The sequence below is a fragment of the Methanothermobacter tenebrarum genome (assembly GCF_023167465.1).
Taxonomy (GTDB): Archaea; Methanobacteriota; Methanobacteria; order Methanobacteriales; family DSM-23052; genus Methanothermobacter_A; species Methanothermobacter_A tenebrarum.
The window spans coordinates 607,337-622,286 of the sequence record NZ_AP025698.1; the positions used below are offsets into that span (position 1 = coordinate 607,337).

Sequence of the window (14,950 nt, forward strand, 5' to 3'; positions counted from 1 at the left end):
ACACAAATCTAGTCAACTATTATACCCTCACGGGTTATATCATAATGCGCTTTTATCTTACCACCCCCAATCATGGCCTCTATGGTGAGATTCTCCCCATCAAGGTGGATTATATTATCCACTATGGCCTTTAACATGTTCTCGACCTTGCAAGAAGCTGAACCTTCAGTGTAAGTTACAATGGCCGTCCCCCCACTCTCTTTTATACGCATTATGTAAACTGTGAACACCCTTACAATCAAGACCTCGTCATTGAACGCCATGAGGGTTGTTAACGAATCAAGAACTGATCTGAAACGGGACGCCTTTGATGTTATCTGGCGTATGGCCATGCCCAATTTTACCATGATATCTGTAGGATTATGTACAGATGCTAGGAAATAGTTGGGTTTACTTTCAACTTCCACGCCCGCAATTGTTGATATCGCATCTATAAGATAAAAAGTTTCATTATCGATATACTCATCAAGGTTCCAACCGAAATTGGCTATATTCCTTTCCATGTCCTTCAGACCATAATCGGTACTGATATAGAGGCATGGTTCATCATTACGAAGACCTTCATATGCAAATTGATAAGAGAATATGGATTTACCCACTTTTGGGGGGCCGTAGATGAGTGTAACAGTGTTATCTACAAATGATCCACCACCATCCCCCATGAGCTCATCTAAACCTGGAATTCCTGAGGAGATCCTCACAATCAATTCAATCACCATAGAGCAGTCCTAAGAGGGCTTCAAGGGCATCAGTAACTCCTTTCCCCTCTGTTACTATCGCTGGTATGATAGGGATATCCTCGCCGAGTTTCATCTTTTCACGTATTTCCTCGGGTGAAAGCGCCCCTGGTAAGTCCTGTTTATTTGCGACTAGAACCTTTGGTATGGCTTCTGCCTTCGCCTTCCTTATCATCTCCTTGGCCCTCGCAAATGTTTGCGGAGCTGTTGAGTCAACGATAATAAAAGCACCAACTGATTCCCTGCCTAGAACATCTAATAGCAGGTCGAACCGTTCCTGGCCAGGGGTGCCGAATACATCAGCTATAAAACCTTTATATTCAAGATGTCCTATATCCAATGCTATCGTGGTTGGGAAAGCCGATAAAGCCTTCCTATCAACTGAAACAGACCTCTTCGATATCTTCTTCACGAAAGTCGATTTACCCGCATTATATGGGCCCGTGACTAGTATCTTGGGTATGTATACCTTAACTCCTCCCGGTTGCACCACAAAGAATAAGACCATAGTATCTGATGGTTTAGACCATGAAGAATGGGCCACCATAAAACCTTGACCTATTATAACCCTTTCCTCTATTGTTTTAATCTCAACCACACAATCCATGGATTTCTTAAGGTTCTGGACCAGATCGAAGTTATAATCCCATTTTGTGAAGAGATAAACTAGGCTTGTATTATATTTTTTGCCATCTAGGTTCCATTTTTTTATAATGTTTATTGTCTCATCTTCTCCAAGATAATCTATTAGGGTTGAAAGATTATTTATAACACCTATACCATCTGGCACATCCTCTATAGCTTCCAGGATCGCCTCTTCTACCTGTGAATAATCCTCGATGGAATATTTAGCATCTGATGGCAATCCCATGAATGGCGAAGTTCCATCAACAAAAAAAGCCCGATTATCTTCTAGGAATTTTTCAAGATTCCAACCATAGGATCTGAACTCGTATATTATCGTTTCAGGTTCGGCTACATTCGTGAACACGAAACCCTTATCCCCATCCCTTAATCGTCCATTTAACATCTGGTAACCAAAAGCCTCATAATCCACACCAGGAACGGCAGAAAACATTACAGAAGCGTTATCGATTATGCCACCACCAAGTATATCGTCAAGTTTTGGGATGTAAGTCCTTTTCATCTTCACATCTCCTTGAGGATTTCTTCAACCTGCCCTGCTCTAGTTTCCATTTCAACGAGTAAAAGTCCCAATTGGGCGTCTGGTTCTGCGAGTGCCGTTAATATGGCCTTCTCACCTGCAGGTTTTAAAATTATTATACCCCCTTCAGTTCTTACAGTGATCTCATCCACTGCACCAGTGTTCATCTGACCAGAGGCCGCCTCCGCAGCCCCCATGATAGTGGAACATAAAGCTGAGAAGATCCTCGCATCCACATCAGGGGGTGTGCGTGCATTTATAAGAAGACCTTCTTTGGATACGATCCCACACGCTCTTATCTGCCCAACTTGCATGAAACCTGAAAGAACATCATCCAATTTTTCCTTTTTTGTTTTGGTCATAAATCCACCCAACCAAGAATTTTCAAATTATATATAACCTCATGTGAAGCCCCCACATATTATGTGAGTGTCTACCCAAGCACGTAAATTATGATAGGTTGTTTATAATCTTATCATACTAGTGGTTTTCGATTTTTTTTACACCCATTTCACATCTGGTGTTGTGAACATGTAATTGTATGAAAAGGCCGGATTATAAAAATCATTCGTCATATTCTCTGTTTTAAATGTTAAACAAATGTTTCTCCACATATAATAGTTTATCCTATCTCCTAGTGAATCTTTACAATCATCTGAAACATCCCTTTCCAAGTGAGCATATGCTATAAGATTGATCTTATATTTTCTATAAGTTTCATTGTATCCTTTCCTTATAGCCTCCACTTTAATGATCTGGATAGAAGATGGTTGTAAAAGCACAGCCTTCCCCGTCTCATACTTATAATATGCATTCCATGGATAAACTGCAAGTTCATTCATGTCAGCCCCTTGGATGGCACCATCCCTCGCAGCAGCAATAGCAATATCCAATTCTAGATTATCCTCCAAAAAATAGGATACCGGAATAAGTGTTAGGATGATAAACCCTAACAGGAGAATATACTCTCCTGTTATCTGCCCCCCGTCCATCCTATCTCGCCTCTTCTATCATAATACTCCCATGATCCCCTCTAAAGCTTCTAATCTTATAAGTGAAGCCGGGCCTCAATATGATCGTCCTGGGATTCCCATTAGAATCGACTACCATACAAGGGTAGATGGGGGATTTACCATACCTGCCATTAACCATACCATATACTCCACTGGAATTGACCCTCAACTGGTACCCTGAACCATGAAGATTAGGAGGGGCTGTGAAGATTACCTCATGCCCCGGGCCACCAGCCAATACAAGGTTAATCTTACCAGCCAACTCATCCATTAAAACCCTTAGATCAGTTAATATCCTATCATCATTAGCATAATCTATCCTATAAGATGCTATGGCCATTGAATAGGATATTATGGAAAACAGGCAGAGGAATGAGATCAAAAAATCCGCTGTGAAAACTCCCCTTTCACATCCAATCATAGGCTCCACCAATAGTATGATAATATGATAAAATATTAATATAATTTTCCCCCTATGACTTTTATAGTAGAACCCCACACAAGATATATTATAATGGGGATAGGAATGTATAAGATAATATTATTCAGCGGAGGCCCCTACAGGTTCGAGGAATTCGAAGAATATGTTGAGGACATTGGAGGTTTAGTGCTTAAAAAGGATCGTTTCAACGTCAGCAGGGGAGAATACTTCCTAGCCGAGGAAGTTAAAGCCCTGACAATAATACCCGAAGAAGAAGAGGAACAATTAAAGACGCTTGTAACAGGTATAAAAGGGTTCATCCAAGAATTATCATTTGACGAAGACCAAGAAAGGAGAATACTACTCTGCATACTACTACATGACTCATTAACTAGAAACCCTCAATGGATGGGAGAAGAAGAAATAGAAGAAAAACTAATCTGCCCATGTGAAATTAAATTCTGCGAAAATTCACCAGAATGCTTCAGCGACCTGTCAAGAGTACTAGATGCAATGGTGGAAATGGAACTATTAGAAAAAAGAGATAATAAAGGCGCAACCGAATATAGGAAAAAGATTATCCACTAAATTCAATCGGGGGTCTGATAAAACTTGAACACCAACTCACTGATAATAGTTGGGATAATCCTCATAATCCTAGGTATTTTCATTATATTCGCTGCTAGTATCATGAGCATATTTACCAAGACAAAGGAAGGTGCAGAGGTTAAAACAGGCGGGGTTATAATGCTAGGACCCATCCCCATAATCTTTGGAAGTGACCGGGGGATGGCCATCATAGGATTCCTAATGGCCATAATACTAATGATAGTGGCTTACATATTATTTTATAGGAGTATACTGTAACGTGGGAATGTTCCTATGAAAGGGAAAGTGTTTTTTATTGGTGGAGGGCCTGGAGACCCGGAACTTTTAACTTTAAAGGCCGTTAAGATAATCAAAGATTCTGATATTATAATATATGCAGGTTCCCTTGTGAATAAGAAGATTCTAGATTTTGCATCTGATTCTGCCGAGATCTATGATAGTTCATCCATGACATTAGATGAGATAATAGATGTTATGGTGGATGGTGCCGATTCTGGGAAGATTGTTGCCAGGATACATACAGGTGATCCGTCTATTTATGGGGCTATAATGGAGCAGATGAGGGAGCTTAAAAAGAGAAACATCCCCTTTGATATCATACCCGGGGTGAGTTCGCTTTTCGCCGCCGCAGCCGCCCTTAAGAGGGAGTTAACTGTACCAGGGGTTTCACAGACTGTTATAATCACTAGGCCTTCTGGGAGGACGCCAGTACCCCCTGGAGAGGATCTGGGCGATCTTGCAAGTCATAATTCCACCATGTGCATATTCCTCGGAGTCCACAAAATTGGAGAAGTTGTTAAAAGTTTAAAGGAACATTATAATGATGATACACCAGTAGCCGTGGTTAAGAGGGCTTCGTGGGATGATGAGGAGATAATAAAGGGCAGACTCTCTGATATAGAAGATAAAGTGAAGGAGAGTAATATTAAGAAGACCGCCATCATCATAGTGGGTGATGTTCTCGAACCTGGAGATTTTGAAAGTTCGAAGTTATATGATGCCAGTTTTAGTCATGGATATCGTAGGGCTAGATTATTATAAGTTCAAGGTGTTCCATCTTCCCACAGTTTCGAAATCTAGAAGTGAGTTCTTTTATTTTCTCGGCTTCGCCTTCTAGGATGAAAATTTCAAGGCAATTCTTATTTTTCAGGTGACTATGAATCTGCGTATTTATGATGCTCTCATAGTCATGTTTGATATCGTTAACCTTATCTTCAACCTCTCTTTTGTGTATTAGGAAAATCACACCATTAACTTCACCTTTTATATCCATTTGTTTCCTTGTATCATCTATTAACATTCTGGAGGCTGTTCTTATAATGTCTGAGCGGCTTGAAAACCCCATCTCATCCTTCAAAGCGTCTATTTCCTCTAGGAGTTTTTCGTTTATTGAGATGCTGATCACGGTCATAACCAAAACTATATTAATAAACATTTAAAAAGATTATCATAAAAATTATTAAAAAGTCTTTGTGTTATTAATAAAATTTTTTAGGGAGGAAACCAATAAAAATCTACCAATGAAAAAAACCAGAATATTCATCCTAACCCTAATCGCCATCATAATATGCACACTATTATATACAACAAGTAAAATGGGAGAAACAAGCCCAGAAGAAAAAATAATAGTAGCAACATCAATAATGCCCCAAAAAGAATTCATAGAAGCAGTAGGTGGAGACAAAGTAAAAGTCATAGTAATGGTACCCCCAGGAGCAAACCCACACACCTACGAACCCCAACCAAGCCAACTAAGAGAACTATCAAAAGCAAGAATCTACTTCCAAATAGGCTCAGGAATAGAATTCGAAAAAACATGGATGGAAAGACTAAAAGAACAAAACCCAAACATAAAAATAATAAACTGCTCAAAGGGTATAAAACTCATGAAAGAAGACCCACACATATGGACATCACCACGAAACGCTATCATAATAGTTGAAAACATCTACAAGGCCCTCATAGAAGAAGACCCGAACCACAAAGAATACTACACTGAGAACAAGGACAAATACGTTACAAGGCTCAAAAAATTAGATGAACAATTCAACCAAACCCTCACAGGAAAACAAAACAAAAAAATATTAGTATACCATCCCGCCTGGACCTACCTCTGCAGAGACTACAAACTAGAACAGATCACAATAGAAAGAGAAGGCAAAGAACCATCACCCCAGACCCTCGCAAAAATCATCCAAGAAGCCAAAAAAGACAATATAAGGATTATAATAGTATCACCACAATCCAACAAACAAAGCGCCCAAGCCATAGCAGATGAAATAGGTGCAAAGATAGTCACCATAGACCCACTCGCAGAAAACTACATAGAAAACATGGAAAAAATGCTACAAACACTCAAAAGTATCTGAATTGGATGATAAGATGGATAAAGCGGTTAAAATTAGAAAACTCTACTACAAAGTCGATAACAAGACAATATTAGAGGATATAAACTTTGAAATTCACAAGAACGAATTCCTAGCCATCATAGGCCCAAACGGTGGCGGTAAGACAACCCTACTCAAGCTAATAGTAGGTCTCCTAAGACCAACCAGTGGAAACATCAAAGTATTCGGCCTTAAACCCGAACAAGCAAGGGAAAAAATAGGCTATCTCCCACAAAGACGCCACTTTGACACAGATTTCCCAATAAATGTCTTTGAAACAGTGCTTATGGGATGCTACCACGCCCCGCTCCAAGGTTACACCCAAGAAGACAGGGAAAGGGTGGAAAAATGGCTTGAAAGGTTGGATATCATCAACTTAAAGGATGAAAGATTGGATAATCTTTCAGGGGGCCAATTACAGAGGGTATTCCTTGCAAGGGCCCTTGTGAGGGAGGGTGAACTTCTATTATTAGATGAGCCGACAAGTAGTGTAGACCCCCTATTCCAGGAAAGATTCTACGAATTACTAGATGAACTTAAAAAGGAAATGACTATTGTAATGGTATCCCATGATATAGGGACAGTCGCAGCCCATGTTGACAGGATCGCATGCTTAAACCAGAGATTATTCGCTCACGGACCCCCAAAGGAAGCATTGGAATCTATTGAGGATGTTTATAAGTGTCCAATAGAACTGATAGCCCATGGGATACCCCACAGGGTTCTAAGGGAACATTAAGGTGACTATTATGCTAGGTCTTGAATATCAGTTCATGCAAAACGCGATCATAGCAGCAATACTCGTTAGCATAGCCTGTGGAGTAGTCGGCACCTATATCGTAATTAAAAGGATAGTATCCCTAAGTGGGGGTATATCACATGCAGCATTTGGGGGGGTTGGCCTCGGTTATTTCCTTGGCATCAATCCAGTGGTTACAGCGATACCATTTAGTATCATAGCAGCTTTCCTCATGGGATTCACCACGAGAAAGGTTAAGATTAGTGAGGATACTGCTATTGGGATACTATGGTCAGTTGGAATGTCCCTGGGTGTAATATTCATAAGTTTGACTCCTGGTTATGCCAGTGACATCTTCAGTTATCTTTTTGGTAACATACTAACGGTTACTAGAGCAGATCTTTGGATGATGCTAATATTAGACCTGGTTATAATATCAAGTGTACTTTTATTTAATAGGGAATTCACCGCCATATCCTTTGATGAAGAATTTTCACAGGTTATAGGAGTTCCTGTGAACCTTTTTTATCTATTGCTTTTAACACTTGTAGCTTTAAGTGTCGTGATCCTTATAAAGGTGGTTGGTATAATCCTCGTGATAGCACTTCTCACCATCCCAGCTGTAACCGCAAGACAATTCACCTTCAAAATCCTCCGGATGATGGTCTTATCATCAATAATCGGGATAATATTCACACTAACAGGTTTATGGATTTCATACATCCTTGATGTATCCTCTGGGGCCACGATAGTAATAATACTAGCAATATTCTTTATCGCCGCCTATATTGGGAAAAGGCTAACACTTGATTTTTCATTTTAGAGTTCTATTATCCCATCCCTTGTACCTACTATCACTCTGTCAACGCCCCTCGAGAATATGCCGTTCTCTAGGACCCCTGGGATATTGTTTATCTCATATTCTAGTCCTGGTGGATCGTCAATAGGCCCGAAATCTGCGTCGATAACGAAATTTCCATTATCAGTGATCAGCGGCCCATCTTTTGCATCGGACATTCTGATCTTGACTTCAGCCCCCATAGAATTTAGTTCTTCACATACGAGACGAGAAGATGCCGGTATAACCTCTACTGGTACTGGCCTTTTTAGTTTATCTGTGAGTTTAGAATCATCCACTATAACAATAAATTCACTTGCTGAATAATCTATGATCTTTTCTTGTGTATGGGCCGCCCCACCACCCTTAAGAAGGTTAAGGTTCTTGTCAACTTCATCAGCCCCGTCAACGGCCACATCAACATCATGCTCCATTATACTGGTGATGGGGATCTCCCAATCCCTTGCAAGGAATAATGATTGATAGGAGGTGGGTACTCCTAGTATATCTAGTTCCTCTTTTTCTATGCGCATACCCACCCTTTCTATGAAGTATCGTGCTGTGGAGCCCGTGCCGAGACCAACCACTTGCCCGTCTCTTATCTCCTCGGCGACTTTATATGCGACCATTTTTTTCAAATTCATCATGATCCGACACCATTTTTATCTGGAAATGATTTCAAGGAGGACCTTGTTCAGCTTGTAGCCTTTTTTGCATTTATCGAACCTGCCAAGGTTCTTTTTGATTTTACACTTATTTGAGGATTTTAAACCTTCTGGGAAGCATAAACTCCTCATATTACATTCTTCATCACATTCAGGGGCTTCAAATAATATTACAGACCCTTCAAATGCCATTTTAGCATCTATTAATGCTTCTATGTTAGCCTTTTCAACCTCAACAACTTTGACTTTTCCATTTTCATGTATTGGACATGTATGTTCCGTTTCCTTCACCTCTTTTATCTTGTAGATTCTGCCGGTCTCGAGGGGGTCGATACACACTGATTTATATCTGCAATCTTCACAAGCCTTTGCCGGCCCATGGTATATGAAGGTTAAACCTTTCTTTGCAAGCTTTTCTCCTATTAATGTTATCAACTATATCACTTCCGTTTTTTTCGCGAGTTTCTCGGCAGCCTCCCTTGTAAGTCCCCTATCCCCTAGGATAGTATATCTCTCCTTGCGGATAGTATGAGCTTTTGTAAGGGCCTCTATTATATACTCTGGTTCTATGCCGAGCTCATAGGCTGTTGTGGGTGCGTGCATTTTTTTCAGAGCATCTTTTATGAATCTCCAATCCCCCCCGTGGAGGTGCATCATCATTATTGTGCCAACTCCACATTGTTCACCATGAAGTGCTGGTTTAGGGGCTATCCTGTCAAGTGCATGGCTGAATTTGTGCTCGGAGCCGCTTGCGGGTCTGCTGGTACCCGCTATACTTATAGCTATACCACTGCTTATAAGAGACTTGACAACCAGGCGCGCGCTCCTCTCAAGACCCTCCTTTATCGCATCAGCAGATTTGATAATCATCTTAGCCGTCATGAGTGAAAGTGCCGCCGCAGATTCACTATAACGTTCATTAAGGAGTCTGTGGGCCAATTTCCAATCTAGTATGGCCGTATAATTAGATACTATATCAGCACAACCCGAGGCAAGGAGTCTAAAGGGGGCTTTGATTATTATATCCGTATCTGCTATGACGCCGATAGGTGATGTTGCCTTCATGGAAACCGATCCTCTTTCACCATCACGAATCGACGCCCTAGGAGAGGCTATACCATCATGAGAGGCTGCAGTAGGTACACTTATAAAGGACAAACCTGCGAGGGTTGCTGCCATCTTAGCAACATCTATAACTTTACCACCACCTACGCCCAATACTAGTGACATGTCCTCAAGGTTTTCCTTGACCATCATAACGGATTCCATTGAAGCTTCCTTAACCTTCACATATTCAGTTTCGAAACCCTCGGCTTCAAGGCTGCCTATAACATCCTTGGCAGCTATATTAAAAGTCTTATACCCTGTGACAACCATAACCTTACCCTTGAATCTGAGATCTTTACATATAATCCCTGTATTTTTTATCACACCCGGACCAGTGTGTATCTCCATTGGCAATTCTATCTTCCTTGGATTCATTTCCATCACAAACAACAGCTTTAAGTAGTGAGATAAAATAATCTTTCACCATTGAAGATCTTTATTTACTGATAAAAATATTTTTGGAGAAAAAAAAAACTATAGGAGTTTCCAAGACCCTCACATTAACCTAGAATGGTGGATGAAAATGACAGATTTCAGTGAATGGTTCCATAATATCCTAGAGGAGGCAGAAATAATCGATTCAAGATATCCCATCAAGGGCATGAATGTATGGTTACCCTACGGTTTCCAGTTACGGAAACACACCCTAGAAATTCTCCGAAACATCCTAGACCGGGACCATCAGGAAACCCTATTCCCACTCCTAATACCCGAGGACCAGCTTGAAAAGGAATCAATACACGTGAAAGGTTTCGAGGATGAAGTCTACTGGATAACCCACGGGGGACTCACAAAGTTAAACAAAAAACTAGCACTCAGACCCACTAGTGAAACAGCAATGTACCCCATGTTCTCATTATGGATAAGATCCCACACAGACCTCCCCCTGCGGATTTACCAGATAGTTAACACTTTCAGGTATGAGACAAAACATACAAGGCCACTTATACGTGTAAGGGAGATCACAACATTCAAAGAAGCCCATACAGTACATGAAACAATGGAAGAAGCCGAAGAACAAGTCCAAGAGGCTATCAGACTCTACAAGGAGTTCTTCAACACCATAGCCATACCCTATATTATAACAAAGAGACCACCCTGGGACAAATTCCCAGGATCTGACTATACAATAGCATTTGACACACTACTACCAGATGGTAAAACATTACAAATCGCAACCGTCCACAACCTTGGACAAACATTCTCCAAAACCTTCAATATAAAATTTGAAACACCCACAGGTGAACATGAATACGCATACCAAACCTGTTACGGATTATCTGACAGGATAATAGCATCCATAATAGCCGTCCACGGAGACGAATCAGGCCTGCGCCTACCACCAGAAGTCGCACCATACCAGATAATCATAGTACCAATAATCTTCAAAGAAGAAACGGAAGAAATTATGAAAGCTTGTGAAAAAATCAGGGACAAGTTAAAGGATGCTGGTTTCCGAGTGAAACTAGATGACCGGGATATAAGGGCCGGGAGAAAATATTACGAATGGGAGATGAAAGGAGCGCCACTCCGCATAGAAATCGGCCCAAGAGACCTTAAAAGGAATGTTGTGGTGGTTGCAAGAAGGGATACCAAAGAAAAAATTGAAATAAAAACAGAAGACCTAGAAGAAGAAACAGATAAAATACTTCACGATATTACTAGGACGCTAAGAGAAGAAGCATGGAAAAAAATGCAAGATAATATAAGAACAGCCACCAACCTCGAAGAAGCGAAAAAAATAATAAAGGAAAAGAAGGGTATAATCTCATTCCCATGGTGCGGAGATGAAGAATGCGGGAAAAGCATAGAAGAAAAAATAAAAGTAGACATCCTCGGGATAACCGAAGCTGAGAAAAAAAGTTCCTGTATAAATTGTGGAAAAGAAGCCGAACATAAAGCTTTCCTAGCTAAAACATACTAAAGGAGAATAGACCATGAACTTGAGGGTCCTGATCCTAATAAGCCTCATAATAATCTTCGCAGGAGGCCTAGGATCCCTCTGCTACCTCCACCATGGTGGTATAACCCTCAAAGAAGCATATGATAAAGGAAATGTTAATATAACCCAGATAACCTCTGCTGGTACAATCCCCCACCAAGTACTTATCTCCACCAACAGTGAAGAACCAGTAAGAGTGGAAAAGGGGACCATCCTAACCAACCCAGAATCAGAAGATCTTGTAATCGCAAGAGACGAGATAATACCTCCAAGGAGTAACAGTACAATACCAGCCTATTGTATCGAACCAGAACAAAGCGCCATTAAAGGAAGCCAACTAAACGTGTCAGATAAAGCCCCGGAGATGATACAGGAGGTCATAGAATCATCAAACCCGGAAAACCCCTCAGAAGCATTTAACACACAATTAAAAATATGGTTACTGGCAAGAGGATCCAACTTTGACATATACCGTGGAGAAGTCTACTATACAGTAAAAGCAAACAACATGTATTTCTACCAATTCAAGGAAAACCTTTCATTTACAAAGGCAGAGCTCATGGCAAAATTCAACCTAACCGAAGAACAATTAAATTCCATAAACATAAACAGCACAATCCTTTCAAGTGGCAAAAACTGGCTAGACGAAATCATGGAATTCCTCAGACTAAAATAAAACTAGAGGAGACCAAAGAACATGAAAATTTATGGAATCATCCCAGTCTCAGCATTCGCACATGCAAAGACAAGACTCTCACCAACTCTCTCACCATCAGAAAGAGAGAACCTCCTAAAGGTCATGTTAAAAGACGTTACAAAAAGCCTGAAAAAAAATGTGGATGAATTAATTGTCATAAGCGCCGACAGGGAAGTTCTCCACTTCGCCAACGAATTAGGAGTCCAAACACTTAAAGAAAAGGGCCAAACAGACCTCAACGGGGCCCTGGAACAGGCAGTCAAATGGTGCGAATCCAAATGTGATAAAATCATAATAGTACCCTCAGATGTGCCGCTCATCGGCAAAACCAACCTAGAAAGCCTAATCCAAGACGCGAGAAAATATGATATGATAATAGCCCCTGCCAAGGGTGGTGGGACAAACGCCCTCTTATTCCCCCCCGGGACTATAAAATTGCGCTTCGGGGACTGCAGCTTCTTCAAACATATAAAAGAGGCTAAAAGGCTGAACCTTTCCATCAAAATCTATGATTCATTCTACCTATCATTAGATGTTAACACAGCCGAAGACCTCGGGGAGATAATACTCCATGGAAAAAACACCTACACAAAATCTTACCTAGAAGATCTTAAACTAAAAGTAAAACCATCCCGGGGCGCTGAAAGACTCCAAATAGAAAAAGAAGGGTAATTAGATGATCGCATTAACAATCGCCGGATTCGACCCATCCGCCGGCGCTGGCATCCTAAACGACGTTAAAACATTCTCAGCCCTCAAAGTTTATGGGACGGCTGCCATAACAGCCCTAACAGCCCAAAATCCTAATAGAGTCGCTGGCATACACCCCCTACCTCCAAGTTTCATAGAAGAACAAATAGACCTAATCATGGAATACCTACCCATAGAATATGCAAAAACAGGAATGCTATACTCAGAGGACATAATAAAAACAGTCACCCGGAAGATACGAGAATACAAGCTTAAAACAGTCGCTGACCCTGTGATGATAGCAGAGTCAGGCTCGCCACTAGCAATGAAAGGGATGATAAAAGCCTTTAAAAAACACCTACTCAAAGAATCTATACTAGTAACACCCAACCTACAAGAAGCCGAAGCACTATCCAATATGAGTATAAAAACAATCAAAGACGCCGAAAAAGCCGCTAGGAAAATAGGCAGAAAATGCAATGTAATAATCACAGGAGGCCACCTAGAGGGTAAAAACATATTCTTCGATGGTAAAATCAAAATCTTCGAAGAAAAGTTAATAAAAAGCAGGAACACCCATGGAAGCGGGTGCTCGTTTTCAGCGGCTATAGTCGCCCACCTAACAAGAGGCTATAGCCTAGAAGAGAGTATAAAAATGGCTACAAGGTTCGTGAAGGAAGCCATACGCCATGGCAACTGGGGGACCCTCAACCAATTCTGGAGATTATAAAAGTTCACTCCTCAAATCAATAGTATCCTCAAGATCCGGGCCAGTGGATATTATAGTCACCGGAACCCCCGTAGCATCCTCTATCTCCTCGATAAACCTTTTAGCATCACTTGAGAGCTTGGAATATTCACGGACCCTTTCACATCTTGGATATAGACGATCAACACAAGTAACCGCTATCTGGGTTGCACCATTTATCATGCATGATTCCCTTGCCATGTCCATGTCAAAAAGGCCTATCCTCCTCCTCCTACCAGTAACAGTACCATACTCTTCCAAGCCCATCTTCTCGGCTTCTTCCTGGCTTATCTCCGTAGGGAACGGTCCCTTACCCACCCTGGTAGCATATGCTTTGAATACCGTGATAACCTCGTCTATACGGGTTGGCCCGACACCCACATCAGCCGCGGCCGTGCTTGCGGTAGTGTCCTTACTAGTGACATATGGGTAGGTCCCATAATAGAGTGAAAGGCCAAATCCCTGTGAACCTTCAATGAAAACATCACTGCCTTCATCAAGGGTCTTGTTTATTTCAAGGGGGACGTCAGTCAAATATTCTTCTAATTCAGGTATTTCCCTTGCAAGTTTAGCTGTTCTCATAACCCGTTCCGCATTTGCAGGACCGCAACCTGTACCTGTACTCCCTATCTTCTTTGACAGGTAATCAGATGATCTGTCCTGGATTTTATGCTTTTCTTCGATGATGGCGCATCTATGATCTATGAAGGTTCTCCCCTTGACATTATACTTGTTCAGATTTTCCATTTCAGAGAGGAAGACTTCGGGGTCTATTAGTACACCAGCTCCAATTAACAGCTTAGCATCTCTATGAACAAAACCGGATGGTGTAAGTCTTAAGGCATACTTTTCGCCTTTGAATTCTACTGAGTGCCCTGCGTTGGGTCCTACACCAGCCCTGGCGATTATGGATGGTTTATCATGGTAACAAAGGTAGGTTATACATTTCCCTTTACCTTCGTCACCCCATCCGCCACCTACTAGCACAGTACATGTCATGTTCATGATCTCCCAATTGTTTTATTCTGCCTCTCTTATATTAGGGAGATGATTAATAAAAAATTTTCCCATCCCAACAATTATCCACATCTCACAGTCACCATGATAAAAGAGGTAAAATAGCCTTAAAAATTTGGCTTTATACCCTCAGTCTAAAAAATAAAGAAGAGAATAGTGGATTCCTATTTTTGCA

General features: G+C 41.1%; 20 protein-coding genes. 10 read left to right on the plus strand and 10 right to left on the minus strand.

Annotated features, from left to right (window positions below):
* Positions 1-8: 8 nt before the first annotated feature.
* The 5 genes from MTTB_RS03365 to MTTB_RS03385 all read right to left on the minus strand — a co-directional run bounded on the left by MTTB_RS03365 (position 9) and on the right by MTTB_RS03385 (position 3,336).
* Positions 9-701 (minus strand): RAD55 family ATPase, encoded by a 693-nt coding sequence (locus tag MTTB_RS03365; RefSeq protein WP_248565263.1) that lies wholly within the window; start codon positions 699-701, stop codon positions 9-11.
* A 7-nt stretch (positions 702-708) separates the two neighbouring features.
* Positions 709-1,884 carry a GTP-binding protein gene (locus tag MTTB_RS03370; protein WP_248565099.1) on the minus strand — a complete coding sequence of 392 codons (1,176 nt, stop codon included), beginning with the start codon at positions 1,882-1,884 and terminating at the stop codon, positions 709-711.
* Positions 1,885-1,886: 2 nt separating this feature from the next.
* A complete protein-coding gene (locus tag MTTB_RS03375; protein WP_248565100.1) occupies positions 1,887-2,264 on the minus strand; it encodes a roadblock/LC7 domain-containing protein in 378 nt (125 codons plus the stop codon).
* 138 nt (positions 2,265-2,402) lie between these two features.
* The gene (locus MTTB_RS03380; RefSeq protein ID WP_248565101.1) at positions 2,403-2,894 is read right to left on the minus strand and encodes a hypothetical protein; all 492 of its coding nucleotides are present in this window, start codon (positions 2,892-2,894) and stop codon (positions 2,403-2,405) included.
* 1 nt (position 2,895) lies between these two features.
* A complete protein-coding gene (locus MTTB_RS03385; RefSeq protein WP_248565102.1) occupies positions 2,896-3,336 on the minus strand; it encodes a hypothetical protein in 441 nt (146 codons plus the stop codon).
* Positions 3,337-3,441: 105 nt separating this feature from the next.
* On the opposite strand from MTTB_RS03385, the gene MTTB_RS03390 reads away from it, so the two are divergent.
* Genes MTTB_RS03390 through cobM form a run of 3 tightly spaced genes read left to right on the plus strand, consistent with a single transcriptional unit; the run spans position 3,442 to position 4,986 of the window.
* Positions 3,442-3,924, plus strand: a complete 483-nt coding sequence (locus MTTB_RS03390; protein ID WP_248565103.1) for a methyl-coenzyme M reductase family protein — start codon at positions 3,442-3,444, stop codon at positions 3,922-3,924.
* 24 nt (positions 3,925-3,948) lie between these two features.
* Positions 3,949-4,203 carry a TIGR00304 family membrane protein gene (locus MTTB_RS03395; protein ID WP_248565104.1) on the plus strand — a complete coding sequence of 85 codons (255 nt, stop codon included), beginning with the start codon at positions 3,949-3,951 and terminating at the stop codon, positions 4,201-4,203.
* Positions 4,204-4,218: 15 nt separating this feature from the next.
* Positions 4,219-4,986, plus strand: a complete 768-nt coding sequence (gene cobM / locus MTTB_RS03400) for a precorrin-4 C(11)-methyltransferase (protein ID WP_248565105.1) — start codon at positions 4,219-4,221, stop codon at positions 4,984-4,986.
* Here the strand turns inward: cobM and MTTB_RS03405 are convergent.
* Positions 4,973-5,356: a CopG family ribbon-helix-helix protein gene (locus tag MTTB_RS03405; RefSeq protein WP_248565106.1), complete on the minus strand. Its 384-nt coding sequence runs from the start codon at positions 5,354-5,356 to the stop codon at positions 4,973-4,975. The genes cobM and MTTB_RS03405 overlap by 14 nt on opposite strands.
* Positions 5,357-5,465: 109 nt before the next feature.
* Between MTTB_RS03405 and MTTB_RS03410 the strand changes: the two genes are divergently transcribed.
* The 3 genes from MTTB_RS03410 to MTTB_RS03420 are packed head-to-tail and all read left to right on the plus strand — an operon-like array spanning position 5,466 to position 7,894.
* A complete protein-coding gene (locus tag MTTB_RS03410) occupies positions 5,466-6,314 on the plus strand; it encodes a metal ABC transporter solute-binding protein, Zn/Mn family (RefSeq protein WP_248565107.1) in 849 nt (282 codons plus the stop codon).
* Between the two features lie 13 nt (positions 6,315-6,327).
* The gene (locus MTTB_RS03415; RefSeq protein ID WP_248565108.1) at positions 6,328-7,071 is read left to right on the plus strand and encodes a metal ABC transporter ATP-binding protein; all 744 of its coding nucleotides are present in this window, start codon (positions 6,328-6,330) and stop codon (positions 7,069-7,071) included.
* Between the two features lie 10 nt (positions 7,072-7,081).
* Positions 7,082-7,894 carry a metal ABC transporter permease gene (locus MTTB_RS03420; protein ID WP_248565109.1) on the plus strand — a complete coding sequence of 271 codons (813 nt, stop codon included), beginning with the start codon at positions 7,082-7,084 and terminating at the stop codon, positions 7,892-7,894.
* On the opposite strand, the gene rpiA is transcribed toward MTTB_RS03420, so the two are convergent.
* The 3 genes from rpiA to MTTB_RS03435 are packed head-to-tail and all read right to left on the minus strand — an operon-like array spanning position 7,891 to position 10,056.
* Entirely contained in the window at positions 7,891-8,553 is a 663-nt protein-coding gene (gene rpiA, locus MTTB_RS03425; protein WP_248565264.1) for a ribose 5-phosphate isomerase A, read from the minus strand. The two genes, MTTB_RS03420 and rpiA, sit on opposite strands and share 4 nt — an antisense overlap.
* 18 nt (positions 8,554-8,571) lie before the next feature.
* Positions 8,572-9,009, minus strand: a complete 438-nt coding sequence (locus MTTB_RS03430) for a UPF0179 family protein (RefSeq protein ID WP_248565110.1) — start codon at positions 9,007-9,009, stop codon at positions 8,572-8,574.
* Positions 9,010-10,056: an NAD(P)-dependent glycerol-1-phosphate dehydrogenase gene (locus MTTB_RS03435; protein ID WP_248565111.1), complete on the minus strand. Its 1,047-nt coding sequence runs from the start codon at positions 10,054-10,056 to the stop codon at positions 9,010-9,012. It abuts the gene before it with no gap.
* A 148-nt stretch (positions 10,057-10,204) separates the two neighbouring features.
* Between MTTB_RS03435 and proS the strand changes: the two genes are divergently transcribed.
* Genes proS through thiD form a run of 4 tightly spaced genes read left to right on the plus strand, consistent with a single transcriptional unit; the run spans position 10,205 to position 13,740 of the window.
* A complete protein-coding gene (proS, locus tag MTTB_RS03440) occupies positions 10,205-11,605 on the plus strand; it encodes a proline--tRNA ligase (protein ID WP_248565112.1) in 1,401 nt (466 codons plus the stop codon).
* A gap of 13 nt (positions 11,606-11,618) precedes the next feature.
* The gene (locus MTTB_RS03445; RefSeq protein ID WP_248565113.1) at positions 11,619-12,299 is read left to right on the plus strand and encodes an ARPP-1 family domain-containing protein; all 681 of its coding nucleotides are present in this window, start codon (positions 11,619-11,621) and stop codon (positions 12,297-12,299) included.
* 21 nt (positions 12,300-12,320) lie between these two features.
* The gene (gene cofC, locus MTTB_RS03450) at positions 12,321-12,992 is read left to right on the plus strand and encodes a 2-phospho-L-lactate guanylyltransferase (RefSeq protein ID WP_248565114.1); all 672 of its coding nucleotides are present in this window, start codon (positions 12,321-12,323) and stop codon (positions 12,990-12,992) included.
* A gap of 4 nt (positions 12,993-12,996) precedes the next feature.
* Positions 12,997-13,740: a bifunctional hydroxymethylpyrimidine kinase/phosphomethylpyrimidine kinase gene (gene thiD, locus MTTB_RS03455; protein ID WP_248565115.1), complete on the plus strand. Its 744-nt coding sequence runs from the start codon at positions 12,997-12,999 to the stop codon at positions 13,738-13,740.
* On the opposite strand, the gene MTTB_RS03460 is transcribed toward thiD, so the two are convergent.
* Positions 13,735-14,757, minus strand: a complete 1,023-nt coding sequence (locus tag MTTB_RS03460) for an adenylosuccinate synthetase (protein ID WP_248565265.1) — start codon at positions 14,755-14,757, stop codon at positions 13,735-13,737. The genes thiD and MTTB_RS03460 overlap by 6 nt on opposite strands.
* Positions 14,758-14,950 lie beyond the last annotated feature (193 nt).